Source organism: Aliamphritea ceti, from assembly GCF_024347215.1.
In the GTDB taxonomy this organism is placed as follows: Bacteria; Pseudomonadota; Gammaproteobacteria; order Pseudomonadales; family Balneatricaceae; genus Amphritea; species Amphritea ceti.
This window is the reverse complement of the sequence record NZ_AP025282.1, coordinates 3,040,546-3,064,852: the sequence shown is the minus strand read 5'-3', so window position 1 is coordinate 3,064,852 and position 24,307 is coordinate 3,040,546. Positions and strand designations below refer to the sequence as shown.

The 24,307-nt window shown below is 47.5% G+C and carries 23 protein-coding genes and 2 riboswitches; of the genes, 10 read left to right on the top strand and 13 right to left on the bottom strand.

Annotation, left to right across the window (positions count from 1 at the left end; translation table 11 throughout):
* Nucleotide 1: 1 nt before the first annotated feature.
* Nucleotides 2-916: an SDR family NAD(P)-dependent oxidoreductase gene (locus OCU49_RS14075; protein ID WP_261841200.1), complete on the bottom strand. Its 915-nt coding sequence runs from the start codon at nucleotides 914-916 to the stop codon at nucleotides 2-4.
* 504 nt (nucleotides 917-1,420) lie between these two features.
* On the opposite strand from OCU49_RS14075, the gene OCU49_RS14070 reads away from it, so the two are divergent.
* The 4 genes from OCU49_RS14070 (at nucleotide 1,421) to OCU49_RS14055 (ending at nucleotide 6,616) form a co-directional block, all read left to right on the top strand.
* Nucleotides 1,421-1,999: a TetR/AcrR family transcriptional regulator gene (locus OCU49_RS14070; protein ID WP_261841199.1), complete on the top strand. Its 579-nt coding sequence runs from the start codon at nucleotides 1,421-1,423 to the stop codon at nucleotides 1,997-1,999.
* 503 nt (nucleotides 2,000-2,502) lie between these two features.
* The gene (locus tag OCU49_RS14065) at nucleotides 2,503-4,389 is read left to right on the top strand and encodes a methyl-accepting chemotaxis protein (RefSeq protein ID WP_261841198.1); all 1,887 of its coding nucleotides are present in this window, start codon (nucleotides 2,503-2,505) and stop codon (nucleotides 4,387-4,389) included.
* Between the two features lie 192 nt (nucleotides 4,390-4,581).
* Nucleotides 4,582-5,229 (top strand): response regulator, encoded by a 648-nt coding sequence (locus OCU49_RS14060; RefSeq protein WP_261841197.1) that lies wholly within the window; start codon nucleotides 4,582-4,584, stop codon nucleotides 5,227-5,229.
* Entirely contained in the window at nucleotides 5,216-6,616 is a 1,401-nt protein-coding gene (locus tag OCU49_RS14055) for an ATP-binding protein (protein WP_261841196.1), read from the top strand. The genes OCU49_RS14060 and OCU49_RS14055 overlap by 14 nt, the downstream gene beginning before the upstream one ends.
* 89 nt (nucleotides 6,617-6,705) lie before the next feature.
* Here the strand turns inward: OCU49_RS14055 and OCU49_RS14050 are convergent, their stop codons facing one another.
* Nucleotides 6,706-7,152, bottom strand: coding sequence for a pseudoazurin (locus OCU49_RS14050; protein ID WP_261841195.1), 447 nt, complete (start codon nucleotides 7,150-7,152; stop codon nucleotides 6,706-6,708).
* Nucleotides 7,153-7,647: 495 nt separating this feature from the next.
* Between OCU49_RS14050 and OCU49_RS14045 the strand changes: the two genes are divergently transcribed.
* Both OCU49_RS14045 and OCU49_RS14040 read left to right on the top strand, forming a co-directional pair.
* Nucleotides 7,648-10,251, top strand: a complete 2,604-nt coding sequence (locus OCU49_RS14045; protein WP_261841194.1) for an inverse autotransporter beta domain-containing protein — start codon at nucleotides 7,648-7,650, stop codon at nucleotides 10,249-10,251.
* A 252-nt stretch (nucleotides 10,252-10,503) separates the two neighbouring features.
* Nucleotides 10,504-10,962, top strand: a complete 459-nt coding sequence (locus OCU49_RS14040) for a hypothetical protein (RefSeq protein WP_261841193.1) — start codon at nucleotides 10,504-10,506, stop codon at nucleotides 10,960-10,962.
* A gap of 148 nt (nucleotides 10,963-11,110) precedes the next feature.
* Here the strand turns inward: OCU49_RS14040 and OCU49_RS14035 are convergent, their stop codons facing one another.
* From OCU49_RS14035 to thiD, 8 genes are all read right to left on the bottom strand, one after another.
* A complete protein-coding gene (locus OCU49_RS14035; RefSeq protein ID WP_261841192.1) occupies nucleotides 11,111-11,575 on the bottom strand; it encodes a cyclic nucleotide-binding domain-containing protein in 465 nt (154 codons plus the stop codon).
* A gap of 206 nt (nucleotides 11,576-11,781) precedes the next feature.
* The gene (locus OCU49_RS14030; protein ID WP_272885298.1) at nucleotides 11,782-12,171 is read right to left on the bottom strand and encodes a VOC family protein; all 390 of its coding nucleotides are present in this window, start codon (nucleotides 12,169-12,171) and stop codon (nucleotides 11,782-11,784) included.
* A 63-nt stretch (nucleotides 12,172-12,234) separates the two neighbouring features.
* On the bottom strand, nucleotides 12,235-12,639 hold the full coding sequence (locus OCU49_RS14025) for a helix-turn-helix domain-containing protein (protein WP_261841191.1): 405 nt from the start codon (nucleotides 12,637-12,639) through the stop codon (nucleotides 12,235-12,237).
* 214 nt (nucleotides 12,640-12,853) lie between these two features.
* Entirely contained in the window at nucleotides 12,854-13,519 is a 666-nt protein-coding gene (tenA, locus tag OCU49_RS14020; protein ID WP_261841190.1) for a thiaminase II, read from the bottom strand.
* A gap of 44 nt (nucleotides 13,520-13,563) precedes the next feature.
* Complete coding sequence (locus OCU49_RS14015; RefSeq protein WP_261841189.1) at nucleotides 13,564-14,493, bottom strand: ABC transporter substrate-binding protein; 930 nt, start codon at nucleotides 14,491-14,493, stop codon at nucleotides 13,564-13,566.
* A gap of 21 nt (nucleotides 14,494-14,514) precedes the next feature.
* On the bottom strand, nucleotides 14,515-15,360 hold the full coding sequence (locus OCU49_RS14010) for an ABC transporter permease (protein WP_261841188.1): 846 nt from the start codon (nucleotides 15,358-15,360) through the stop codon (nucleotides 14,515-14,517).
* A complete protein-coding gene (locus tag OCU49_RS14005; RefSeq protein ID WP_261841187.1) occupies nucleotides 15,353-16,123 on the bottom strand; it encodes an ABC transporter ATP-binding protein in 771 nt (256 codons plus the stop codon). Before OCU49_RS14005 ends, OCU49_RS14010 begins: the two co-directional genes overlap by 8 nt.
* On the bottom strand, nucleotides 16,123-16,947 hold the full coding sequence (gene thiD / locus OCU49_RS14000; protein WP_261841186.1) for a bifunctional hydroxymethylpyrimidine kinase/phosphomethylpyrimidine kinase: 825 nt from the start codon (nucleotides 16,945-16,947) through the stop codon (nucleotides 16,123-16,125). Before thiD ends, OCU49_RS14005 begins: the two co-directional genes overlap by 1 nt.
* A gap of 66 nt (nucleotides 16,948-17,013) precedes the next feature.
* Nucleotides 17,014-17,129, bottom strand: a riboswitch (TPP riboswitch).
* A 210-nt stretch (nucleotides 17,130-17,339) separates the two neighbouring features.
* Nucleotides 17,340-17,541, top strand: a riboswitch (cobalamin riboswitch).
* A gap of 176 nt (nucleotides 17,542-17,717) precedes the next feature.
* Between thiD and OCU49_RS13995 the strand changes: the two genes are divergently transcribed.
* The 3 genes from OCU49_RS13995 to OCU49_RS13985 are packed head-to-tail and all read left to right on the top strand — an operon-like array spanning nucleotide 17,718 to nucleotide 20,482.
* A complete protein-coding gene (locus tag OCU49_RS13995; RefSeq protein WP_261841185.1) occupies nucleotides 17,718-18,548 on the top strand; it encodes an ABC transporter ATP-binding protein in 831 nt (276 codons plus the stop codon).
* Entirely contained in the window at nucleotides 18,493-19,449 is a 957-nt protein-coding gene (locus tag OCU49_RS13990) for an ABC transporter substrate-binding protein (protein ID WP_261841184.1), read from the top strand. Before OCU49_RS13995 ends, OCU49_RS13990 begins: the two co-directional genes overlap by 56 nt.
* A 4-nt stretch (nucleotides 19,450-19,453) precedes the next feature.
* Nucleotides 19,454-20,482 carry a FecCD family ABC transporter permease gene (locus OCU49_RS13985; RefSeq protein WP_261841183.1) on the top strand — a complete coding sequence of 343 codons (1,029 nt, stop codon included), beginning with the start codon at nucleotides 19,454-19,456 and terminating at the stop codon, nucleotides 20,480-20,482.
* Between the two features lie 23 nt (nucleotides 20,483-20,505).
* Here OCU49_RS13985 and OCU49_RS13980 read toward each other — a convergent pair whose 3' ends face one another.
* The 3 genes from OCU49_RS13980 to OCU49_RS13970 all read right to left on the bottom strand — a co-directional run bounded on the left by OCU49_RS13980 (nucleotide 20,506) and on the right by OCU49_RS13970 (nucleotide 23,210).
* Nucleotides 20,506-21,372 carry a substrate-binding periplasmic protein gene (locus tag OCU49_RS13980; RefSeq protein ID WP_261841182.1) on the bottom strand — a complete coding sequence of 289 codons (867 nt, stop codon included), beginning with the start codon at nucleotides 21,370-21,372 and terminating at the stop codon, nucleotides 20,506-20,508.
* Between the two features lie 213 nt (nucleotides 21,373-21,585).
* Nucleotides 21,586-22,686, bottom strand: coding sequence for an alkene reductase (locus tag OCU49_RS13975; protein ID WP_261841181.1), 1,101 nt, complete (start codon nucleotides 22,684-22,686; stop codon nucleotides 21,586-21,588).
* Between the two features lie 83 nt (nucleotides 22,687-22,769).
* Entirely contained in the window at nucleotides 22,770-23,210 is a 441-nt protein-coding gene (locus tag OCU49_RS13970) for a VOC family protein (RefSeq protein WP_261841180.1), read from the bottom strand.
* A gap of 134 nt (nucleotides 23,211-23,344) precedes the next feature.
* Here OCU49_RS13970 and OCU49_RS13965 point away from each other — a divergent pair, with 134 nt between their 5' ends.
* Nucleotides 23,345-24,256 carry a LysR family transcriptional regulator gene (locus OCU49_RS13965; protein WP_261841179.1) on the top strand — a complete coding sequence of 304 codons (912 nt, stop codon included), beginning with the start codon at nucleotides 23,345-23,347 and terminating at the stop codon, nucleotides 24,254-24,256.
* Nucleotides 24,257-24,307 lie beyond the last annotated feature (51 nt).

Here is a 24,307-nt window from a genome sequence, read left to right as displayed (position 1 = left end):
ATTAAAGTGAAGGATTACGGGATAAATATGGGACGGCTAGCTGTTCCAATTGCTCCCATAGACGTGCAGCTTTTTCCTTGTCGAGAGCAGGATCGTCTGCTGGCAAATCAACCAGCCCTAAAGTGTTGTGCCAGTAAGCGCCACGGGGAAGGTTTTGTGTTGCTGCAATCAGTGAGGCCTGAGCCCCAGCTTTTTCTGAGACAAGGACCTTATTCATTAGCCAGGCAGAAAATCCAGTTTTTGCGCCAGCTAAACCGCTGGCAACAACACCAGGATGAACCGCTAATGGGTAGGCATTAGGGTAGCGATTTTTAAGTTCAGCAACTTGCCAGAGATTACCGAGTTTACTGCGGGCATATGTTTTTTGTGTTGTTTCAAATGGAATCTCGGGAGAGCAGTCATCAGTACTGATATAAATGTCGCCGGTTGTAATGATGATGCGTGCATCTTTAGTGAGTAAGCCCCGCTCAATTAGTAACCGATAGAGAATGTGATGCCCGAGAACATTGATACCAAAGGTATTTTCAACCCCTGTAACAGTTTGTTTAGCTTTTGCGGATACTAGACCTGCATTAAGAATGAGTAAGTCGAAAGGTGTATTCCCGAGTAGTTCAACAGCAGTAAGAATTGTTTCCGGATTAGCCAGATCAACATACTGATTATGGATACCGGGTATGGCGCCTGTACCGGAAGATTGCCCTCGCGACAATGATGTAACCTGTGCACCACGTTCCATAAGTCCGCGTGAAATGAATTCACCAACGCCAGCAACACCACCGGTAACTAATGCTCTTTTGCTGATAAGGTTAGGTAGTTCAGGGCAAATGCGATTTTTCTTTTTTTGCCTGAATATACATTTGAACATGCGTCCTGCAACAGTGGAAGCAGGTTTAGTTGGTGTTAGATCAAACGTCATAGTTTTGAATATCCCGCATAATTTATGCCTGCCAGAACTCTGTTACATAGTTATTTGAGGCAATTTAGTCAGTGTTATGGCGACTATTTAATAGGTTCGTAGAATGTGTCGGCACATTGGATTCTGGTGCGTCTTATGTGATGACGGAATGAATTGTATAGAATCAGTATTGAAATGACAAAAAACAAAATATGTCATTTGTTATTCGTTAGGTGTTATAAGATGCTGTTACATTGAAAACTTCGCTATGATTACAGTAATGATCAGGGATACATTCAGGATGAGAGAAATGTAGAACGTTGATAGTGCAAAGGGAGTTCCTGCTAGCCACTTTTTTGGTGAATCAGGCTTATGGTAATATTTTTTGAATTCCTTCCAGCTACCTGCGCATTATTCTGATACCTTCCGTGGTGGTTAGCATTTATAAGATTTTTGTTGCTGCGTAAGTACCATACTGGCGTGTTGGCAATGTTGAGTACGTTAATTTTTTTTCGGTTTTTGAGAATGCTTACTAAAGAGCAAATATTAGACGTGGCAGAAGATGTGCTACGAAAGTTCGGCCCACGTAAAACCACAGTAGTTGATGTTGCACGTGCACTTAATGTCAGTCATGGAACTGTATATAGGCATTTTGTTTCCAAGGCTGCGCTGCATGAAGCAATTACTACAAGATGGATTGAGAGAATCACTTTACCTTTGGCTGAGATTGCAAACGGTGGCACTCAACCAAAGCAGCGCTTACGTGAATGGTTCCAAACCCTGATGGATATAAAGTTGGCAAAAGCTCAGGATGATCCCGAGATGTTTGCTTCCTATAGTTTACTAGCCCAGCAAATGGCTAAAGATGTAATCTTCAAGCATCTCGATGCCATGATTAAGCAAGTAGAAATAATCCTGCTAGCTGGTGTAGAAGACGGAACATTTACCGTGCAGGATTGCGCTTCAACAGCCCGTAGTCTCTTTATTGCAACTTTTCGCTACCACCATCCTTTACATGTTGATGAGTGGGGTGATGAGAGAATCAGAGAAGATTTTAATGATTTGTTTTTGCTCTTAGAAAAAGCGATTCATAAGTTTCAGTGAGCAGTTTTTGCTTAATTTATTGCTGAGTTTTTTTACAACGTATGATGAGCTGCTAAATAGTAAGTTGTGCCATAAAAAGGAGGCTTAGCATTACGATTAAGCCTCCTTTGGTGCCTCTCTGCTTCCGAACGGATCAGTGCATCATGAAGAGTGGTGTTTCTGCGTTAGCGAGTACATGCCGTGTTACGCCACCAAATATCTGTTCATGAAGTCTGCGGTGGGTGAACGCACCCTTCATTCATAGTTTCGTTTTCCCTGCTGTTACGTATCTCTATAGCGCTTCACCTATTCCTGTTTGAGTCTTATTAAATACCTTATGCCGCGAATCTGTCGATGACTCGTATTTAAGTGGGTGCTTAAACAATTTAGATGTGATCTAACAAGTAGTGAAGTATCGTATTTTTTTAAAATGATACTTAAAATATCATTTTTGGCAGTATTTGTTTGAAATTTATCTGGTACACACGATATTCTCTGTCAGGAATTTCCTGGGAGAATGTTTGATGAGTGCTAAAGCTAAGTTGTTAATTTATGTTGGTATGTTGTTCGCTCTGGCGATTGTCAGCATATCTGTGGTCGGGTTTTACCACTTTAAAACCGCTTCAGTTCATGACTATGAGCAGCGGTTGCAGAATCAGTCATTTCTTATCTCCAGCGCTATAAGTGAGAAGATGAACCGTATGTTCGATGCGCTGGAATTGGTGTCGGGGGAGGTGAATATATCGGCAGATGGAGAGGTGACTCCTGAGGTGCTGATGCCTCAGCTAGAGGCGCTTAAGAGTCAGTTTAAAGTACTCAATGCATATGTCGGCCTGAAGGACGGGCGTACTTATTCGGTGAATAAAAACGGTTTGATTCCTAACTTTAATGCTAAACAGAAAAAGCGTGAGTGGTATCTGCGGGCATTAGCCGGTGAACGAAAGATTATGACGACGCCGTACGAGAGTGCTTCGGGCAATATGGTAATGGCGGTAGCGGTACCTATTGTCAGAAACAGCGCGGTAGTGGGCGTGTTGTCGATTAATCTGGCACTGAACGAGATTACTGATTTTATTCAGGGCCTGGATGAGAATAATCAGTTGTTTGTGAGCCGGGCTGACGGTTTCATTATGGCGGCCAAATATCCTGATTATATTGGTACTAACTTGTATGAGCAGCGTCCGAGTTATGTGCCGTTTAAAGATCAGCAAACCAGTGAGCACAGCTATTTCTTCGACGGTAATGAATACTTTGTGGTGTCTTCCCGTGTAGAAGAATTTGGCTGGACGGTATGGGCCTGGGTTTCCTGGGACGAGATCTTGCTGGCATCTAATGCAAACCTGAAGCTGGCGAGTTTACTGGCACTGATGTTCATTCTGCTGACGTTGGTTGTGGTGTATTACTTTATTCATCGCCTGATGTATTTGCCCATTGGTGGAGAACCGCGGGAGATTGAAGCGCTGGTGAAGAGGGTGGCTGCCGGCGATCTGAGCGGAACGATAGAGGTGAAGGGTAACGAAACCGGTATTTATTCCCAAGTGTTGCTGATGATTGCTAATTTACGGCAAACCGTTGGCACTATTAATACTACCGCGGCCCAGTTAAGTGACTCTTCGCAAAACATAATGGTATCTGCGGCGCAGGTGCATCAGAGTTCGCATCAGCAAATGGAGCAATTGGAACATACTGCAACCGCCATGAATGAAATGACAATGACGGTAGAAGAGGTCGCACGCAGTGCGCAGACAGCAGCGGATTCAGCAAATCAGGCCCACGCTTCAGCAGGTCATGGCAGCACAGTAGTGGCTGAGATGAACACCAACATTGCTGAGCTCATTAAAGGCATAGGTAATGTTCAGACGGTGATCGTGCAGCTGGACAGTGAGACTAACAGAGTTGGCAGTATTCTGGATGTGATAAACGGCATTTCTGAGCAGACTAACTTATTGGCGCTGAACGCTGCGATTGAAGCAGCCCGTGCCGGTGAAGCGGGGCGCGGCTTTGCGGTGGTTGCTGATGAAATTCGTGGTTTAGCGAATCAGACTCAGGCCAGTACCAGTGAAATTCAGAACATGATTACCAACTTGCAGAACGCAGCAATGAACGCCGTGAAACTGATGGAACAAAATGCCAGCGGTGCGGAAGTTACCGGGGCTAAATCGGCCGATGCTAATCAGGCTCTGTCGGTGATTGGCGGCGAAGCCGTGAGTATTCAGGATATGAACGGTCAGATTGCCACAGCAGCAGAAGAGCAGTCTGCAGTTGCAGAGACGATTAACGTTAGCATCGTAGAGATTAATGATCTGGCGAAGAATACCTTCGATACCTCACAGGAAAATAAACAACTGGCGCAGAGTCTGGCAGATATAGCTGGACAGTTAAATAAGTCGGTAGACGCTTTTAAAGTCTGACTCGTCTGGCTTTAAACCAAACCAATAGTTGGGAGGCTATTGGTTTTTTTTGCTTCATAAAAAAACAGGAATGCTCTGTTTGGTACTTTTGGCCAGCTAACTTTTCGTGGCAATGGTGTATGCTGACGCACAATTATGCGCCGGAGAATACGTGCTACATCCGGCAGATGTTAATTATGTGTATAGATATTTATGCGAATTCTCTTAATTGAAGATGATCCATTGCTCGGTCAGGGTATCCAGCTAAACCTGCAGCAGAGAGGCTACCGGGTTGACTGGGTTGAAGCCGGCGAGCCGGGGGTAAGTGCAGTGCTGGACTTGCGGCCTGACTTACTGATTCTTGACCTTAATTTACCGGACATTGACGGCCTGGAAGTGCTGCGGCGAATTCGCCGTGAAGTAGAGTTGCCGGTGTTGATACTCACCGCCAGGGATTCCATTAGTCACCGTGTTGAAGGTCTGGATAATGGTGCGGATGATTATCTGGTGAAACCCTTTGACCTGGATGAGCTGGAAGCGCGCATCAGAGCATTACAGCGTCGTGCGGCTGGCCGTAGTCAGGCATTGCTGACGTATAGAGATATCAGCATTGATACTCAGGCGCGGCAAGTGACTTTACAGGGTGAGTTGGTATCGCTGGGGCGCCGTGAATACGATTTGCTGATGTATTTGCTGGAGAGCGCCGGCCGGGTATTGACCCGCCGTCAGATAGAAGCACAACTTTATGAGGATGATTTAGAGAGTAATGCACTGGAAGTGCACGTGCATAATCTGCGTAAAAAGTTTGGTAAAAATCTGGTGAAAACCGTCAGGGGAGTAGGGTATTTTGTTGAAAGCTAAGGTGTATTCAATTCAGAGTTATATCCTCTACTGGACCCTGATGCTGATTTGTCTGGGGGGCTCGCTGTCTTTGCTTAGCGCTATCTATATGACAAATCATGAAACCGAAGAAGTGTTTGATGCTGGCCTGATACAGGCAGCATCTCTGATAGATACCTTGTTGCCCCATGAAGAGGACGATCTTCAGGAGGTACTTGGCGGATGGCAGCGTGAGCAGGCGTCGGAGCATGCTGGTGATCTGACCCAGTATCTGGGACAAAATCTTGATCATGAAGAGCAGGAGTCTGTTGAATATTTTACGGATGGTCTGGCGGTAATCATTCAGGATAAAAATGGCCAGGTGTTGTTCAATTCGATACCCGGCAACTTACCTGAAGCAATACCTGTCTCCGGGTTCAGCGAACTTGAGTTAGGTGAAGATGAATGGCGGGTATTCAGTATTTACGATTCGCAACGGGAGTTATGGATCAGCAGTGCTCAGAATATGCCTTTGCGGTCTTATCTGGGGCTTGAGATCAGCCTGAGTTTTATACCGGCGCTGGCGATAGCTGCACTCTTGTTGTGTCTGGGTATTTATCTGGTGGTACGTAAAGGTATGGAGCCTCTGGTAAATCTGGGGCATGAGCTGAGTGAGCGTGATCCGAATAATCTGACGGCACTTACGAAACCGGATTTAGCAGAAGAGCTGAATGCACCGATTGATGCGCTGAATTCAATGTTTGCCAAAGTTGAGGATATGCTGGAACGGGAACGTCGCTTTACTGATGATGCCGCCCATGAGCTGCGAACCCCGCTGGCTGCGCTGCGGATGTTCATTAATACCGATAACTCCAATGAAACACAGCTCAATGAAGGCGTGGTTAGAATGGAGCGGCTGATTAATCAGTTGCTTGAGCTGGCACGGTTGAATCCGCAAAATGCAGAAGGTATGCAAACTGAAGCTGTTGCTTTGCCTGCTGTTGCGGGGGATGTGATTGCTGAGCTTTATCCGCAAGTGCTGAATCGCAATATGGATGTTGAACTGCAGCACACGGCGTCTGATGTTGAACTGAGTATTCAGGGGCAGCCAGTGCTGTTGGGTATTTTGTTACGTAACCTGATTGAAAATGCGATTCGCTACAGTAATGAAGGCGATAAAATTCAGATTGAGTTACTTACCTTTGGCGATCAGGTACAGGTGCGGGTAATAGACCATGGCCCTGGGCTGAGTGATGAACAAAAGGCACAGGTATTCGAACGTTTCTATCGGGCAGGTAATAAACATTTACCGGGGGCCGGGCTGGGTATGACGATTGTTAAAACCATCGTTGAGCTGCACCAGGGTAATTATGAGTTGTGTGATACGCCAGAAGGTGGCCTGACTGTACAAATAACCTTGCCGGTCTGACGTTCAGATTTTGCTGAATATGATTAGCAGAATTAATAGCAGTTAAAAAAAGGCCTCATTGTTATGAGGCCTTTTTTTGTGGGATTGTTTTATTTCAGCTGGTCCAGGTAACTGATCAGGCGGTCTTTATTCATAAGGAATTTTGAGCTGATCTCTCTCGCAGCCTGCTGGGCTTCTGTCAGGTTAACCGGCTTGCCAGCATGGATGACACCGACCATACCGTAGTAGTAATGGGGGGCACATTTATAGATGTAGACACCTTCTTTATTGATGGTCACGCTGACACTCTGATCTCTTTGACCGTGCCAGGTATTTGCACCGGGAGGGGCCAGTACCGAGATTGAATCATGGATAGGGTCAGTAGGAACAAAAGTAACTGTATCTCCCACTTCAACTTGTAAGACTGCAGGTTCAAATACCATGTTGCCGTTCTCGCTGGCATTGAGCATTTTTACTTCGTATTCAGCGGCATTGACTTGAGATAAGGCCAGGCAGGTTAGCAGTAATGTGGAGAAAAATTTGATACTCAGTTTCATTCTATGTCCAAAGTAATACTTTGCTTTCAATCAGTTAACTTAACATTTGCTGTGTAGAATGCACAATTATAAACCCTATCAAGCTTGGTATATCTACTTTCTAAGCGTTCATGTTTATGCATCGCCGTTCTTGTGTTAGTAGCGGTATTGGATAGCCATGATAGCTAAGCTATAACCGCGTTTTATTGTAGTTCCTTAAGAGTTTCTTAAGTTTTCTTTGTAAAACTTCATCTCGTTCTGATGTCGGGAATCATCAGCTGTACGCTCCAAGCCGGTACAGCACTGAGGGATCATCAAGTGTCGTGGAGAGACGTCCGCATCGGAGCTTCTTTGACTGACAGCAAATGCTGACAGGAAGAGTCGCCCGCTGGCAGGTGGTCCCGTTTGATCGGGGGGGATCTGCGAAACCTGCATATTAACTGCAACCTGTTGGCGGGCTTTTTTCTGTTTTGTCTGGCTGTCGTTTTCTATTAGTTAACGGAGCATCAAACCGAGATGTTAGCCCTGAATCCAGCGTTATTCGGCAAAACAATTTCCACCTGTCTGGTTATTTCCAGCATTGCCCTTGTTCAGGGTGTGAAGGCCAGCCAGAGCGAAGAAAATAAATGGCAGCCCTGGCTGGAAGTTGGTGGCTTTGCCGGTTCAGATAATGCCAGCCGCGGTGAAGCTGCGCTGTTTGTACCTTTGTATCAGGCTGAAGACCGGATGCTATTTACAGAGTTACGAGGCAAATTATTTACTGAAGGCAGCCGGGAAGGCAACGTGGCACTGGGATATCGCCAAATGCTTGATTCTGGATGGAACCTGGGGGGCTGGGTCGGTTTGGATCAGCGGGTATCAACTTCAGATAACCGGTTTCGCCAGGTGGCGGCGGGTTTGGAAGCACTGAGTGCCGACTGGGGCTTGCGCTTTAATGGTTATTATCCACTTTCAGATGCTAAGGCATACAACACACCTGTTACTGCTCAGGTTGTTGGCAACCAGATATTTATTACCGGTGCAGCCGAAGTGCCGCTGCATGGTGTGGATTTTGAAGCGGGTTACCGTTTACCCATAAATGTGGGAACAGGCAGTGAGCTGTGGTTGCATGGCGGTGCTTTCTGGTTTGATGATGATCTGGCTGCTGAGCCGGTGACAGGGCCAAAGTTGCGGGCAGAATGGCGCTTTAATGATATTTTTGCAGCGCTGCCAGGTTCTTCGCTGGTGCTTGAAACTGGCTATAGCCATGACAAGGTGCGGGATGATAACTGGGAATTTGGTCTGAAACTGAAAATTCCGTTAATTACAGGTAAGCCTAACCGCTTTAAATCAGGCTTGTCTGTTCAGGAGACCCGTATGCTTGCGGCTCTGGAACGGGATACTGATATTGTCTCTGCAGATTCCGGACGTGAAGCTGTAGAAGATGCAGCTACAGGAACGGCTCTGACACAGGTTGCATTTGCTAAGGATGATGCCAGCCTGACTCAGGCTATTAGTGAGGGCAGTAATACCTTAATTGTATTGGATGGAAGTGCGGGAGCACTGAGTGGTGGCCGGGTGATGGCTGCTAAACAGACCTTACTGGGCGGTGGGAGCAGGGTGCAATTAACAGGCGCTAAAACAGGCGGTAGCGGTGTATATACCGCATCAGGCAGCCGACCACAGATTACACATACCGCGAATACGCCTGTGTTTCAGGTTGCCGATGGTAATCACTTTATTGGTTTAAATGTGACGGGTGCAGGCTTTGCGTCTGGTAGCATTTTTAACCATGGTTTCAGTGATCGTAATGTTACACAGGAAATGACCGGTGCAGTATTAACACGCCAGACATTGGTATTTGACGATCTGAATATAACCGATGTTGGCGGTGCCGGTATCCGGTTAGGTGGCGCATCTGATCTGACCTTGCGTGCCAATTCAATAAATATACAGCAGGCGGGCGGCTCTGGTATTGATTTTACTGGCCCCGGAGGCTTGGTGAGTGCTGATACCGTTAATCTGGATACGCAGTTTAATAACATTACTCTTCATGATATCGGCCTGACTGGTATAGATTTCAGGAGTTCAGTGAATGGGTTTAAATCCGGTAAGGGCACGCTCAGTTTCAACGGTTTGAACATATCGAATACCGGCGAAGATGGTGTTCGTATGCTCAATGCATTTAATCAGTTTGCGAATGGCACAGCGGATTTTGAAATTGCCTTTAAGAATGTTGCTATCGAGAATGTGGGAATTGTTGATTTAGCAGCTAACGGCTTCAGTATGTCGAACATGTTTGATCAGTTTGATGGCGGAAACGGTAAGCTCGTGTTGGATTTTGATAACGTAGCTGTCAGTAAAACACCGGGAACAGCGATTGCGTTTAACGGAGCATTTGATGAGTTCAATAATGCAAATGCTGATATTCAAATAGCAATGAAAAACATTAATATTGCTGATGCCGGTTTTGCGGGATCGGGCGAGGGAATCTACTTCGGTGGTGGTCTTGATGAGTTTATTGGCAGTACTTTAGCGGCGAAGCTTACTCTGAGCAATATCACTATTAACCGAACCGCTGACGACGGTATTAATCTACAGGTTTTTGATGAGTTGTCTGACAGCACTCTGAACGCACAGCTTCTCGTTGAGAATGTAACAGCTAAAGATATAGGTATTCTTAATCCAAACGCTGACGCGATTGATATGAGCGGTGCTTACGACGAGACGACAAACAGTACTGTTAACAGCACAACAATATTGCGAAATATCCTGGTAGACGGCGCTTCTAACGGTATTGATATCAGTCATGCTTATGATGAAATTACCAATTCCCGTGGTAACGCTTCACTTCAGTTAAGCGGCATTCAGGTTCGAAATGTCGTGCCTGGCTATGGTGTGTCAATCAGAGATTCCTTCAATCAGTTTACCGGTATACAGGCTGGTGCATTGGGATATCAGGTAGCACTCGACAATATATTAGTAGATGGCAGTTTTGATGCAGGTGTTTCCTTCAACGGTTCTGGCGACAATTTAGCTATTAGCCGTCAGTTGATTATGCGTAATCTGAATCTGACAAATACTGGTACGCCGGTGCTGGATTTGACCAATCTGCAGGGATTTATCGTTACTCAGCAATAATCGGATTATTTTAATCTGAAAGTCCAAAACCAACGGCTGAAAAGTCGTTGGTTTTTTTATGTTTGCTTGAAAATTGCAGGGCTGATTTTCTAAATAACGTGAAAATCATGAGAGCATATCCGTTGATTCTCACAAGCTGTGACAACTCTTTCAGCAATATTTCAGTTACAAGTGTTTATATATCGATCAATAGGTGAGCTATTTGCTCACTCCATCCCACCAACTGAATAGCAGGGATATGGAGGATCGGTTATGGAAGGCATCACAAATATTACTTCAGTAGCAGTCAACCAGGTATCTTCTGTTACTCCCGTTAACCGTGCTGAGCGGGCAATTGCCGCTTACACCGACACTATCGAACCGATACGTAATGAACGTCCCGGTGTACAGGTAAGCATCAGCGATGCTGGTCGGGCAGCGCTGGCGCAGGAGCAAGAACAGCTGGAGCTGGAGCGTTTGAATGAAGAACGCTTAGAGTTACAGCGTCAGCAAGTGCTGGATGATGACGCATTCAATAAACAGCTTGAGCAGATACGTCTGGCGGATTTTGTTCTGGCTGCACAAAAGTATTCTTTGTTTGGTTTGGCAAACGCGCCTATCGATCGTCGTTATGATGTTGATGAGTTCGAGGGAGCCGATAACCGGGTACTCAGAACAGGTCAGCCAGCAACCGCTAATTATTATGGTCAGACTGATTCAGGTATGACGTAAAGTCCAGAAGCTTATTTTTAATTTTCCCAGATGAGCAGGCCTTTTGCCTGTTAATCTGGGCAGATGATTACATCATCTTGTTTTTAAAGCTATTTATTCTGCCTATAGCGGAACAGTGTTACTTTAGGTCAGGAGTGAACAGGCTCCTTTAATTCTGAATCGCATGCTTGATATAAGCCCGGCAGATATTACGGGTCAAGTTCATTAACAGGATAAAGGACTGCTCACCGTCTATTTCCGGCAGGCTGGCAAACAGATGATCGCTGATTCGCAGAACCACGGAACCGGTAACTGGAGTCACATCCCCAATTACAGAGTTCATTGAGAGCATACTGATAAAGCCAACACATTCTCCGGGCTGGAGAACGTTGACGATACGATTCTGTATCTGAGGGCCATGATAGAGAGTGCTGTCGCCCTTAATCAGGATATAAAAACCTCTTGGGGACTGGCCGTCTGAGAAAAGAAGGTCGCCTTGTTCTGTACGGTATATCTCGCACTGCTCAAGCAGGTGTCCGACAAATTCCTGATTCAACGCGCCAAATACCGACAACTCCTGAAGATGCCCGATAGTATAATCCTGATCAAACTGCGCTCTGGATAACTTCACCATAGTACTAGCCTCATTTCTCTGATTTTAGTCTAGTTAAAGTATTATCAGGGCGCATTGTGAAAAATTAAATTGTCAGCGGAGGAAGTAGTACCAAAGAGAGAGGGCCAGAACTTTTTTTGTCTTCAACTTGCTAAAAGAGAAGGAAGGGAGGTCAGACACAATCTGACCCTGTATGTAGATGTTAATCGCATAGACCTGTGTTGTGTTTACAGCTCCTGCATCAGTTGAATATAGTTACCGCAGGTATCATCCAGTACTGCAATCTTAACGGTTCCGGCTATTGTAGGCTCCATTGAGAATTGCACATCTAAACTGGAAAGTCTCTCGTACTCTTTGTCTATATCGTCAACTGCGAAGGATGTACATGGAATACCCGCTTCTTTCAGAGACTGTTGATATACTTTTGCAGGCTCAAATCCCATCGGTTCCAGCAGTAACTCAACACCAGACTGCTCGGCGGGTGATACAACCGTTAGCCATTTGTGTTCTCCCAAAGGAATATCTTTCTTCTTGATAAAGCCTAAAACGTGGGTATAGAAGTCCAGGGCTTTGTCCTGATCATCAACGGGAATACTGGTGACGTATATTTTAATCATATCTTCAAAACTCTCTGCTGAATGGCGTACAGATAAAGCATAGTCGGGATCGGCGTTGAAAACTTATTCCGGATTGCTGTTATGCATACGCTGATACTCTCTGGGGGTACAGCCGGTACATTTTTTAAAGACCGACGAAAATGTCGGCACGCTTTCGTAGCCAACTTCCAGACAAACCTGCGTGACAGATAAACCTGTTTTTATAAGGTCTTTGGCTTTAGAAATGCGTAGGTCCCTTAAATACACTCTGGGTGTTAAACCGTACATGCGCTGAAATATTCTGACAAAATGAAATCGGGACATACACGCCGCTTTAGCAAGGTCATCCAGTTCCAGCTTCTCTGAAAAGTATTTATTCATGAATGTTCGGGATTGTCTTACCTGTTCATACTTTTCAGGTGACAGAACCTCTTCGCTGTAGATACGTTCCAGTTCACTTTCAAAAAATGTTCTTAGCGTTTTCGGCATTTTGTTATTTATCGCTATATGACAGGTTCAGTCTGACTTTAGCACATCACAATTTATACAGGGTTGGTGCCCGGTAGAAATGTATGCTGGAGGTTCAGTGCGCCTGTTTTTAGTACCTGTTAGTTAAATTCAGACAAATAAAAAAGCCTTAGCGGGTGATCGCTAAGGCTTTTCTGTTTTGGCGCAAAAGCTCCGCGGCTATCTGAGGTAAGTGTTATTCCGTCAGATCCAGACCTTGCTGCCAGAAAGCAATTTCCATGCGGGTTGCAGTGGTGAAGTGCTTTTGAAGCTGGCGTCCACGGCGTGAATCTACCGGGATTTCTGCAATCAGTTCATCAAAGAACGCCGTAGTCGCATAGGCTGCTTCCTGATATTCCTCACCGGCGTACATGTCGATCCAGTTGGTGTATGGGTTGCCTTCGGTGATGCTGTTGCCGGCTTCAGTCAGGTACTGGCCGACGTGGGCGTAACCCAGTGCACAGGGCACCAGTGCCGCGTACAGGTCTGCCAGGTCACCTTGCAGGCCTGCATCGATCAGGTAGCGGGTGTAGGCAACAGTGGCAACGGCTTCCGGTAGTTCCAGAATGTCGTTTTCCTGTAAGCCCCAGGACTTGCAGTAATCGATATGCAGGCTGATTTCGTGTTCAACCAGTGCAGACAGAGATGGCAGGCTGGCACGCATTTGTGCCGGGCTGTCGCTCTTGAATACCGCCAGAGCATGGGCACGGGCGTAGTGGATCAGGTAGAGGTAGTCCTGTTGCAAATAATGGCGGAAACTCTCATTCGCCAATGTCCCCTGGCCGAGCTGCTGCACGAAGGGGTGTTTGATGTACAGGTCCCAGTCTTGCTGGCAGCCTTTAATCAGGTCCTGATGATTCATAGTGGTGTTTTCCTATGCTTTATCCGGCATTACTGGACTCGTTCTTACTGGACAATGTAATCAGTAGCTTTTGGCAGGGTTTTAATCACGCCGTTGTCGAACAGGAATTGTGCGTAGTTGTCGTAACGGCCCAGATCAGCCGCTTGTGGGCGCAGGGCGAAACGAACCAGGGTGTCTTTCCATGCACGGCGGTTCAGTTCAGTGTCCAGCTTATTACCGTCGCCGTAAGACTTGAACAGGTCCCATGCTTCATCCGGGTGGTTAACTGTGTATTGAGTTGCCAGTTCCAGGGCGCGGTTGAATTTGCGCAGCATGTCTTTGTCGATCTTGTTGCTGTTTGCCACTACAACCAGTTCGTCGTATGGCGGAATACCTTCTTCTTCTACGTAGAAGCCTTTGCCTTCAAAACCTTCCATGCTCAGCTGATGCATTTCGAAGTTACGGTAGCCGCCGTAGATGGCATCTACCTTGCCAGTTGCCAGTGAAGCAGACAGGGACCAGCCGACGTTGATCAGTTCAACGTCGTCGATGCTGATGCCGTTTTTGCTCAGCATAGTACCGACCGTAGCATCAACCAGGCCGCCGTCGAAGGCGTAGCCGATTTTCTTACCTTTCAGGTCAGCCAGTGTGTTGTAGCCGTTGTCTTTAAGTACCATCACTGTATTCAGTGGGGTAGCAATCAGCGTAGATACCCGGCTCAGAGGCAGGTCTTCCACCACGTCACGGATAAGCTGTGGCTGGTAGGTTACCGCCAGATCGAATTTACCGGCAGCAACCAGCTTAGGCGGGGTGCTTGGATCAGCAGGTTCGGTGATTTCGATATCCAGCCCCTGTGCTTTAAACAGACCTTGCTGCTGAGCAACGATAATTGGGCCGTGGTCCGGGTTAACAAACCAGTCCAGCATAAGAGTGACTTTTTCAGCCAGCGCTTGCTGGCTGAACATAATCAAGGCAAAAGCGAGAATTTTTTTCATAACGGTTTCCGTTGTTTCATTTCAGATGTTGTGTGGCTTTTCCCGATACCAGGGAATGGCTTTTTTAAGTAACTGGTCCGTGCTGTAGTACAGCAGGATGGAAAATATCGCGAGGATAAACAGTGCCGCGAACATGTCGGCAATCTGCATTCGTGCGTTAGCTTGTAGCATCAGATAGCCCAAACCTCCGGCAGAACCTACCCATTCACCGACAACTGCTCCAATAGGCGCAACTACAACGGCAACCCGAATACCTGATGCCAAAGTAGGCAGGGCAGCTGGTAGACGAATATGCCAGAGCTGGCGCCAGCGGCTGGCGCGCATGGTTGTGGCCAGGTCAAGATAGCCAGTAGGTGTATGACGCAGACCGTCAAAGCAGGTAGTAGTTACCGGAAAGAAGATAATCAGTGCAGCCATGATTACTTTTGAGGCCATACCATAGCCAAACCAGAGCATCAGAATAGGTGCGAGGGCAAAAACAGGAATTGCCTGACTGGCAATCAGAACGGGTAATAACCAGCGGCGTACCGGGTTAAAAAGCAGCATCTGCAAGGCCAGCCCTATGCCCATAAACAGACCAAGAAACAGACCTAAGACTATTTCAGTCAGCGTTATCAGACTGTGATCCCAGAGCAGTTCAGGATTGCTGATGAGCTTATCGAATACCAAAAAAGGTGATGGCAGGATGAACGGCGGCATGGCAAAGATAACGACGATTGCTTGCCACAGGCCAAGTAAAACCAGAGTGGTAACAGTGAGGCGAAACAGAATCTGTCGACGGCCCGAATTTCGGTGCTTATTGCGCTGCAGATCGGGGCTGAGTGTAACCGGCGTTTTAGTATCTGCCGGCGTTACTGGCTTATTCATCGGCCGTCTCCATGCTGAACTGCTCATCTGCAGCCTGTAACGCGGCTAACAAGCGGTGCTGGTATTCACCAAGTTCCGCATCGACAGATCTGGGAACGGGAGTATTGGGTGTCGTGGCAGCCTTAAGCTGACGTTGCTGAAACAACCAAACGTGCTGACCAAGCCGAAGGGCTTCCTGAGGGTCGTGAGTAATAAGTAGAACCGTACGGCCTTCAAGGGCTTTAAATGCCAGGGCTTGTAAACGGTGACGGGTCACAGCATCCAGCGCGCTAAAGGGTTCATCCATCAGTACAACCGGAGTGTCCTGCATTAAAGTGCGGGCCAGTGCGACTCGCTGGCGCATTCCGCCAGACAGGGCATCAGGTAACAGATGAAGGCTGTCTTCCAGACCGAGCTGAACTAATAGCTGATCTGCACGGGCGTAATCCTCAGCGGAAGGTTTGCCCTTGCTAAGACGGGCTTGCAGACAAACATTGTCACGTACTTTGAGCCATGGCAGTAGTAAATCCTGCTGGGCCATATAAGCGATTCGACCATCCAGAGGCTGGCCTTGCTGATCGGTAATTTTACCATGGCTGTGATGTTGAGGTTCAATCAGACCCGCCAGCATTCTTAGCAGGCTGGTTTTGCCACAGCCACTGCTGCCTAGCAGGCAAGTCCACTGTCCTGCGGGTAATCGCAGATCAAGATCTTTAAAAACAGGTGTCGGTGCATGCTCGTACTGCAGGCTAAGCTGACGAATGTTTATCTCAGTGGCGGTCATTACAGAGCCTGACGGTAAAAGTGGTGTACCGGGCCAGAGCCTTCGCCAATTTTTAGGGTGTCGGCATGTTCGATGGCTGCCTGAATATAGTTTTTAGCTTGTTGAATTGCTTCGGCCATTGGGTAGCCCTGTGCCAGAAAAGACGCAATGCTGGCGGATAGCGTACAGCCTGTGCCGTGGGTGTTCTTAGTGTCTATACGCTGACTGCTGTAGGTGCGTAAACCTTCACTGCCGAGCCAGAAGTCAGTACTTGTGTCTGCTTCCTGATGACCGCCTTTAATTAATACTGATTGACAGCCGTAGCTTAGCAATTGCTTACACTGTGCTTCGGTCTCGTTCATGTCAGTGGTATTGAGAGCCGGGCGGGCTGCCAGTAATGCCTGCGCTTCGGGCAAGTTAGGCGTGATAACGTCCGCAAGTGGTATCAGTTCGTTTATCAGGGTGTCAGTTGCTTCAGCAGCAAGTAAAACATCGCCACTGGTCGCGACCATCACCGGATCTAACACCACGTATTCAGGCTTATATTTGCGGATAGCTGCAGCAACAGTGCTGATAGTGGCTGAATCGCCAAGCATGCCGATTTTGACGGCATCTACTTGGATATCACTGAAAATTGCTTCGAACTGCTGTTCAATGAAGTCTCCGGGAACAGCCATTACGCCGGATACACCACGGGTGTTTTGAGCTGTCAGTGCGGTAATGACTGTGCAGGCATAACTGCCGGTTGCGGAAATTGCTTTGATGTCTGCCTGAATACCAGCACCGCCGCCGCTGTCTGAGCCAGCTACGCTAAGGACGATAGGGGTGTTGGGTGACTGCGACATGGGGCTTTCCTGCGTTTGGCGTTAACAACGGATAGATCCAAAACAGGGCAGTGAGAAGAATAGCTGTAAGCGATGTTCACAGATTTCCTACGCCAATTAACTGGATCAGGTTCTACGGGTTCAACACGCGTGAGTAAACGTGTGCAATCTCAACCAGAAATCTGGTTCCCCGACTGTATTGAGCGATGATAGAGAGTTGGATATACAAAGACAAATGAAACTTATTGTTATCTATGTGTGCACGCCTAAAGCATGAGTGTTTGCGGCATTGTCAGCGCTGGATCAGGCTTTGGTCTAAAGCAGGGCGGTGTAAAGGACCGTTCAGGCCGGTGAAAAAATATCCGTAAACAGGGGTTGTGTTTCTCTGATTTCCTAAATAATATGCTGGCCAACTAATTCTGTACGCGACAGGTGCAGCCGAACATTTTATGTTCGGCTGATAATTGGGAAGCCGGTGTAACTCCGGCGCTGCCCCCGCAACGGTAATTACAGTTTAGCGATCAGCAATACCACTGAGCAAATGCTTGGGAAGGGTTGATCGCCGGCATCTGCCAACTGTTAAGCCCGGAAACCAGCCTGTTGATTACCCTTATACAATCGCGGTGGGCGGTTCTGGGCAAAAAGCTTTTTAGCTTTTTTTCCTGGGCAAGCTTGTCCGTGTGTGAACATAGGTTACACATGGCAAAGACAATTCGAAATTACACAATATCCTTCCGGAATAACCGGTAGTTAAAGCCGTGGCTGATCTGCTGCAGGTTAAGGACTTGACTGTGTCTGGCGATCAACAGCGTTTGCTGCTCGATGATGTCAGTTTCAGTATGCGTCCTGGCGAAGTTGTCGGAGTGCTGGGGCCTAACGGTGCCGGTAAAACGACTCTGCTGCGCTGCCTGTTTGGTGCTTTGCGCCAATATGCCGGATCTGTCTGTCTGAATGGTCGGAATGTCCGTGACCTTACAGATCGGCAACGGGCGCTGCAGGTTGCTGCTGTAACGCAGGAAATGCCCGCTGATTTTCAGCTGAGTGTTCGTTCGGTGATTGCGACAGGCCGTACGCCGCACCAGCACTGGTTTACCGGTAATGATCCGGATGCAGAGCAGGTGATTAATGATGCTGTCAGGCAGTTTCATTTAAGCCGTTATCTGGATCGGGATATCAGTGAGCTGTCAGGCGGTGAGCGTAAGCGCGTGATGATCTGTCGGGCACTGGTGCAGCAACCGCAGTTACTGGTGCTCGATGAGCCCTGTAATCATCTGGACATTGAGCATCAGCTCAGTCTGATGCAGTTATTACGAAAGTTACCGGTCAGCAGTTTAGTGTCTCTGCATGATTTCCCACTGGCGGCGCGTTATTGCGATCGGGTGCTAGTCATGCAGCAGGGGCGGTTAGTGGGAGAGGGTAGCCCTCAAACAGTACTGACCCCAGAGTTATTCGAAAAAGTTTTTGCCGTGAGTGCCAATACCTACTCTAACCCTTGGGAGCAGTGGTCGTTTTATGCCACCTCGCTCCCCTTTTTTTCTTGCACAAAAAAGAAGAAGGAACAAGCACATGCGCGCTCTAATGTTCAGTTCAGCAGTCCTCCTTGCCAGTCTGGCGCCGCTTAGTCAGGCATCTGATTTCCCTGTTACCGTTGATAGTTGTGGTCGTACAGTTACTTTTGATGCTGCACCACAGCGGGCAGTGATTCATGATCAGAATATGAGTCAGATGGCATTTGCACTGGGTATTCAGAAAAGCGTTGCAGGCCTGACCGGGATTACCGGTTGGTATAAAACCTCCCCTGAATATGATCGTGAACGCGGTGATATTCCGGAATTAGCACCAAAGAACCCGACCACTGAAAACGTTCTTAGTGCAGATCCAGATTTGTTTTTTGCCGGTTGGAACTACGGCATGCGCACCGACGGTGAACTGACGCCGCAGAGTCTGGGAGAATTAGGTGTACCTGTTCTCGAGTTGACGGAATCATGTGTGCATCTGACTAAGTCAGGTCCGGATGCTTCTATGGATCTGCTGTATAAAGACGTGCTGCGCCTTGGCGCTGTGTTTGGCGTAAAGGAAAAAGCCGAAACGCTGGTTGATGGCTGGAAGTCCCGCTTGCAGACAGTAGCTGATAACACTGAAGGGAAGCCGCCAGTAAAAGTATTCCTGTATGACTCCGGTGAAGACAAGATCTTCACGTCTGGCCGTTTTGGCATGCCAACTGCGCTGATCCGTGCGGCTGGTGGTGAAAATGTGATGGATAATATTGATACCAGCTGGGGCAAAGTAGGCATTGAAGCGGTTATGGATGCTGAGCCTGATTTCTTTATTCTGGTTGATTATCAGCAAGGCGGCTGGAAAGGTTCATGGGAATTTATTAAGAGCCATCCGGTACTTTCTACGCTGGACGCTGTGAAGAATGATCGCTTTTTGCCGCTTGAATACGGTGAAATTACCCCGGGCCCACTGAATGTTCAGGCAGTCGAGAAACTGGCTGAGAAGATGTATCTGACCGGACGTTAAACTTTTGAGTCATACCTACAGTCCACGGTTGACTGGCAGTGTTCTGCTGCTGATTATCCTGGTGTTTTCGCTGGCTGGCATCATGATAGGTGTTAGCCAGATTAGCCCGGCACAAGTGCTGGGCATTCTGCTACATGGCATTAGTCCGGATTGGCTTGGCACTATGATCGAGCCTGACTGGCGCCGCTCTCAGGCTGTCATTATTAATGAGCTACGGGTGCCACGGGTAATATTGGCGATGCTGGCTGGTGCAGGTTTAGCTGTTGCCGGAGCTGCTTTGCAGGCCGCTACCCGTAACCCACTGACTGATCCTTTTCTATTGGGTGTTTCTTCCGGTGCTTCACTGGGTGCTGTGTTGGTTATTTCCCACATAGGTTTAGTGATTGGTGCTTACACCATGCCAGTATTTAGCTTTGCCGGCGGATTGTTATCTTTCTTTCTGTTATTGCTGTTAATCCGTCGTCCTGAAAATCAGCGACCTGATCGTATGGTGCTTGCCGGGGTAGCGATTTCCTTTTTACTCATGGCCGGTACGAATGCGCTTATTTTTCTGGGTGATCAGCGGGCTGCGCAAGCAGTAGTCTTCTGGATGCTAGGTGGCTTGGGGAGAGCGCGTTGGGATTTGTTACCGATTCCGGTGGCGGTGATTTCTGCAGGGCTGATTCTACTTATCTGGCAGGCGCGTAATTTGAATGCACTGATGATGGGGCAGGAGAGCGCGGCTGCTCTGGGCATCTCAGTTAACAGGGTGCGAGTAACGGTTCTCTTACTGGCGACTTTGGTGACAAGTATTATCGTGTCTCTTACCGGGACGATTGGTTTTGTTGGTTTAGTTGTGCCACATATTATGCGCACTTTTGTGGGTGGCGATAACCGTATTTTACTGCCGTTATGTGCGCTGGCAGGCGCTGGCTTTATGTTAGGTGTAGATATAGTGGCACGCATATTACTGGCGCCGCAGGAATTGCCGATTGGCATCATCACTGGAGCAGTAGGTGGCAGTTATTTTTGCTATTTGTTAGCGCGTCGCTAGCTGCGTACCTGAGTACTGAGAATTCAGAACTGGTTTTTCAGCCGTTTTTGTAATCTATATTCCAGCATCACCGGGCTGTTTGGCGTATATATACTTATCAGATCATCTAACAGGTTTATCTCAGACAGTTTTATATATGCAGCCTGCAGGGCATGTACGACTTCCAGTGGTGTCTCCGGGCTGGCAGCAAGCCATAACTGCTTCGAAAGATCATCGACTTTCATTACCGGTATGAAATCATCAGGGTTGTAGCCAAATTCTTCAATACGATAGAGAAAGCTGTTTACTTGTGGTGCGTAATCGATGTGATTAGCACGGAGCATTTTGATAGTTTGGCGAGTATAGGAGACTCTTACTGGGGTGAAGTCTTGCTCGGTAAAGTAAGTGTCCAGACTGCCTCCGGCCTGTACTGCAACCCGATAAGGTTTTAGCTGATCGAGTTTGGTAGGTACCAGAGTCGGGCCGTCTTTATGTTTATAGACCACGACTTCATAGGGTGATACAGGGCCGATCCAGTGATATTTACTTTCGCGCTGTTGGTTGCGTGAAATTGAAAAAAACAGTTTATTCGGTCCGTCCTGAGACATTTTGATTGCCCGCCGCCAGGGGACGAAGTGTACTTCCTTTATTACCATTGGCTGTTGTTGCGCGGCTTCTTTTACCAGTGCTTGAATAAATTCTACAACATAGCCTTTTGGCTGATTATTCAGCTGGATTTGTAACGGTGGGAAGTCTTCAGTAATCAGTTCCAGATTAGCCGGAGCGGATGCCGCCTGGATGTGCACTGGTAAGCACAGAGTCAGCACGGCGGTAATCGCTTTGATAGCTGGGCTGATTAAATTGTGATACTTACCGGAGGGTAAGGGTATTCCGACGATACGTCCGAACATGCAATAAGCCTTATGACAGAAAAGCTGCTGATCCTTCGTCTATGTTTTCTGAGAATTCCCTTTCGTATTAAGTAGATACTACGGAAATCCATAGGTAATTACATCCCCAAATATTATCAATTTAGTAAAAAGTACCGTAGTTACTCAGGATACCTTCAGGCATCCTGAGTTGGCGCTGTGTCATGCTGTTGTGCAATTGACTTGAGTATTTGCTTAGTCAGGGAGTGCAGGGTAATCGGTATAGCCGATTGCTGTTCCACCAAACAGGTTGCTCTTATCTTTAAGGCATTCCAAAGGCAGGTTTTCGGCGAAACGTCGCGGCAGATCGGGGTTGGTAATGAACTTACGTCCGTAGGCTATGTAATCAGCCATGCCGCTTTGAATCAGCTGTTCGCCGCTTGCCTGGGTAAAATTACCGGCAACAATAATGGCACCATCAAACACATCCCGGAGAATATGACGAAAGCTGTCGGTTACAACAGGCGCATCTTCCCAGTCAGCTTCTGCCAGATGAATGTAAGCAATGCCTAGATCGTTGAAGTAGCGTGCCGCCTGCAGAATCGCTTCAATGGCTTCGCTGTCGTTCATGCCGCGCTGGGTAATAAATGGCGCCAGCCGGATACCTACTTTTTCAGCGCCGATTGTTTCACAGACTGCAGCGGTAACTTCACAGGCAAAGCGGATACGATTTTCGATTGAGCCGCCGTAGTTATCAGTGCGGGTGTTCGAGCTGCGGCGCATAAACTGGTCAATCAGATAGCCGTTGGCTGCATGTATTTCAACACCATCAAAGCCTGCATTAATAGCGTTACTGGCTGCTTGCCGGTAGTCCGCAATAATATGTCTGATTTCTGGCAAGTTGAGGGCCCGGGGTGTTGGGCAATCGAGCATTTGTCCTTCACCATTTTCATCAACTATCCATACCTGAGCCATGGGTTCGATAGCTGAAGGTGCGACGGGTTTTCCGTCGGTATGGAAAGATTCATGGGACATGCGGCCAACATGCCATAACTGGGAGAAAATTTTACCTTCAGCCTGGTGCACTGCTTCTGTCACCAGTTTCCAGCCTTGTAAATGTGCTTCTGAAAATATACCTGGGGTATAGGAATATCCCTGGCCCTGGGGTGAAATTTGAGTAGCTTCTGAAATGATCAGTCCGGCGCTGGCACGCTGTGCGTAATACTCAGCCATCAGGGCATTGGGAATATCGCCGGGTTGAGTGGTGCGGGCTCGGGTCATGGGCGCCATGACGATTCGGTTAGCTGTGCTTGTCTGGCCGATGCGGCCCTGACTTTGAAGGTTCAGATCTGACATGTGTATTCCTTGGTTAACGGCTGGTGATTTTGAATGTGGTGGCGACTGCTGAAGTTGCAGTCATGGTGTTTGCTCACGGATTTTCAGGGCAATGGTGTTTTGTTCTGACTGAAAAGAATTTCCAGCTTGAGTTGCTCAGGCCCGACAATGAAAACCTGATGTTCATTACTCAGTGGAACGGTGCGTTCAAAGTAGGTTGCCTGATGCTGATCAAGGCGTTGTATCAGCGCGTTATAGTCGTCGCCCTGAAAAGCCAGATGGTCAATTAATTGCTGGCCTGCACAGTCTGATGACAACACAGTGAGGTCGTTAAGCGGTTTCACTGGTTGCAGATATTGTTGCTGTGATACTGCCGATGTAGATGAACTGACCAGATGAAGTACTGGCAGGTTGTCGCTATATAGCCAGCTTCCCTCGAATGGAAATGGCGGGCGTGGTCCGTCGGTGAAACCCATAATCCGGGTAAAGAAGTCTTCCATGGCAGCTATGTTCATGCATGACAGTAACGCGTGATTCAGTTTCATGTGTTGGCCTGTATGGGGTTGTGTTGACTGAATAGTGACAGGCTAAGCTTTGCAGAATATTTTGATAATTGGTGTCAATGTGAAATGATAATTCACTTAATGTGAATAATGGTAAGTCAAAGGTCCGTACTTTTATGGCGAAACTTGATGACGTAGAGTTGTTTGTTGAAGTAGTTAAAGCGGGTGGTTTAGCGGCTGCAGGTCGGCAGGTGGGCTTATCACCGGCAGCAATGACTGCCAGAATTAACAGCCTGGAGGCCAGGTACGAAACCCGTCTTTTACATCGCAGTACCCGTAGCATTGGCCTGACTCCGTCAGGAGAGCGTTTTTATCAGTCATGTTTACGCATAGTTGAAGAGCTGCACATAGCAGAAGCTGTCTTAAAGGATGAGGCAGCGGAGTTAAGTGGCCGTTTGGCTGTCACTGCACCATCTGATTTCGGCCGTCAGTTTATAGCTGAAGCATTGGCGAAGTTTGTACGTCAGTATCCTAAGGTTCAGGTTTCGCTGCATCTGGACGATGGCATCATGAATCTGGCGCAGAGAGGCTTTGATCTGGGCATCAGAATAGGCAACCTGCCAGACAGCAGTCTGATTGCACGTCCACTGGTGTCAAACCGCCGACTGTTGTGTGCGTCTCCTGAATATTTACAGCACAGAGGCAAGCCAAAACATCCTGCTGACCTCGAGACACACGACTGTATTGTTATGGCGCCGTCTGGAGAAGTAAGGAATGTCTGGTTCTTCGTGATTGAAGGGCAGGAAACAGCGATGCATATAACACCTGTTATGACCGGTAATGATGGCGCGCTTGTACGTCAGTGGGCGCTTCAGGGAATGGGCATTGTGCTGAAGTCTTACTGGGATGTTTGTAAGGATATCAGTACCGGTCGGCTGATACCTTTACTGGAAGACTTTACGGCAGGTCTGAGTCAGCAGGATGATGAATCCGTTGGTTTACAGATAGTCTATCCGCAACGTCGTTACATGCCACGTCAGGTCCAGGCATTCAGTGATTTCTTAACTGACTTTATGTGTGAGCAGTAATAGATTTGGTAATTGGTATTCCATAAAAAAAGGCAGTGAATTCACTGCCTT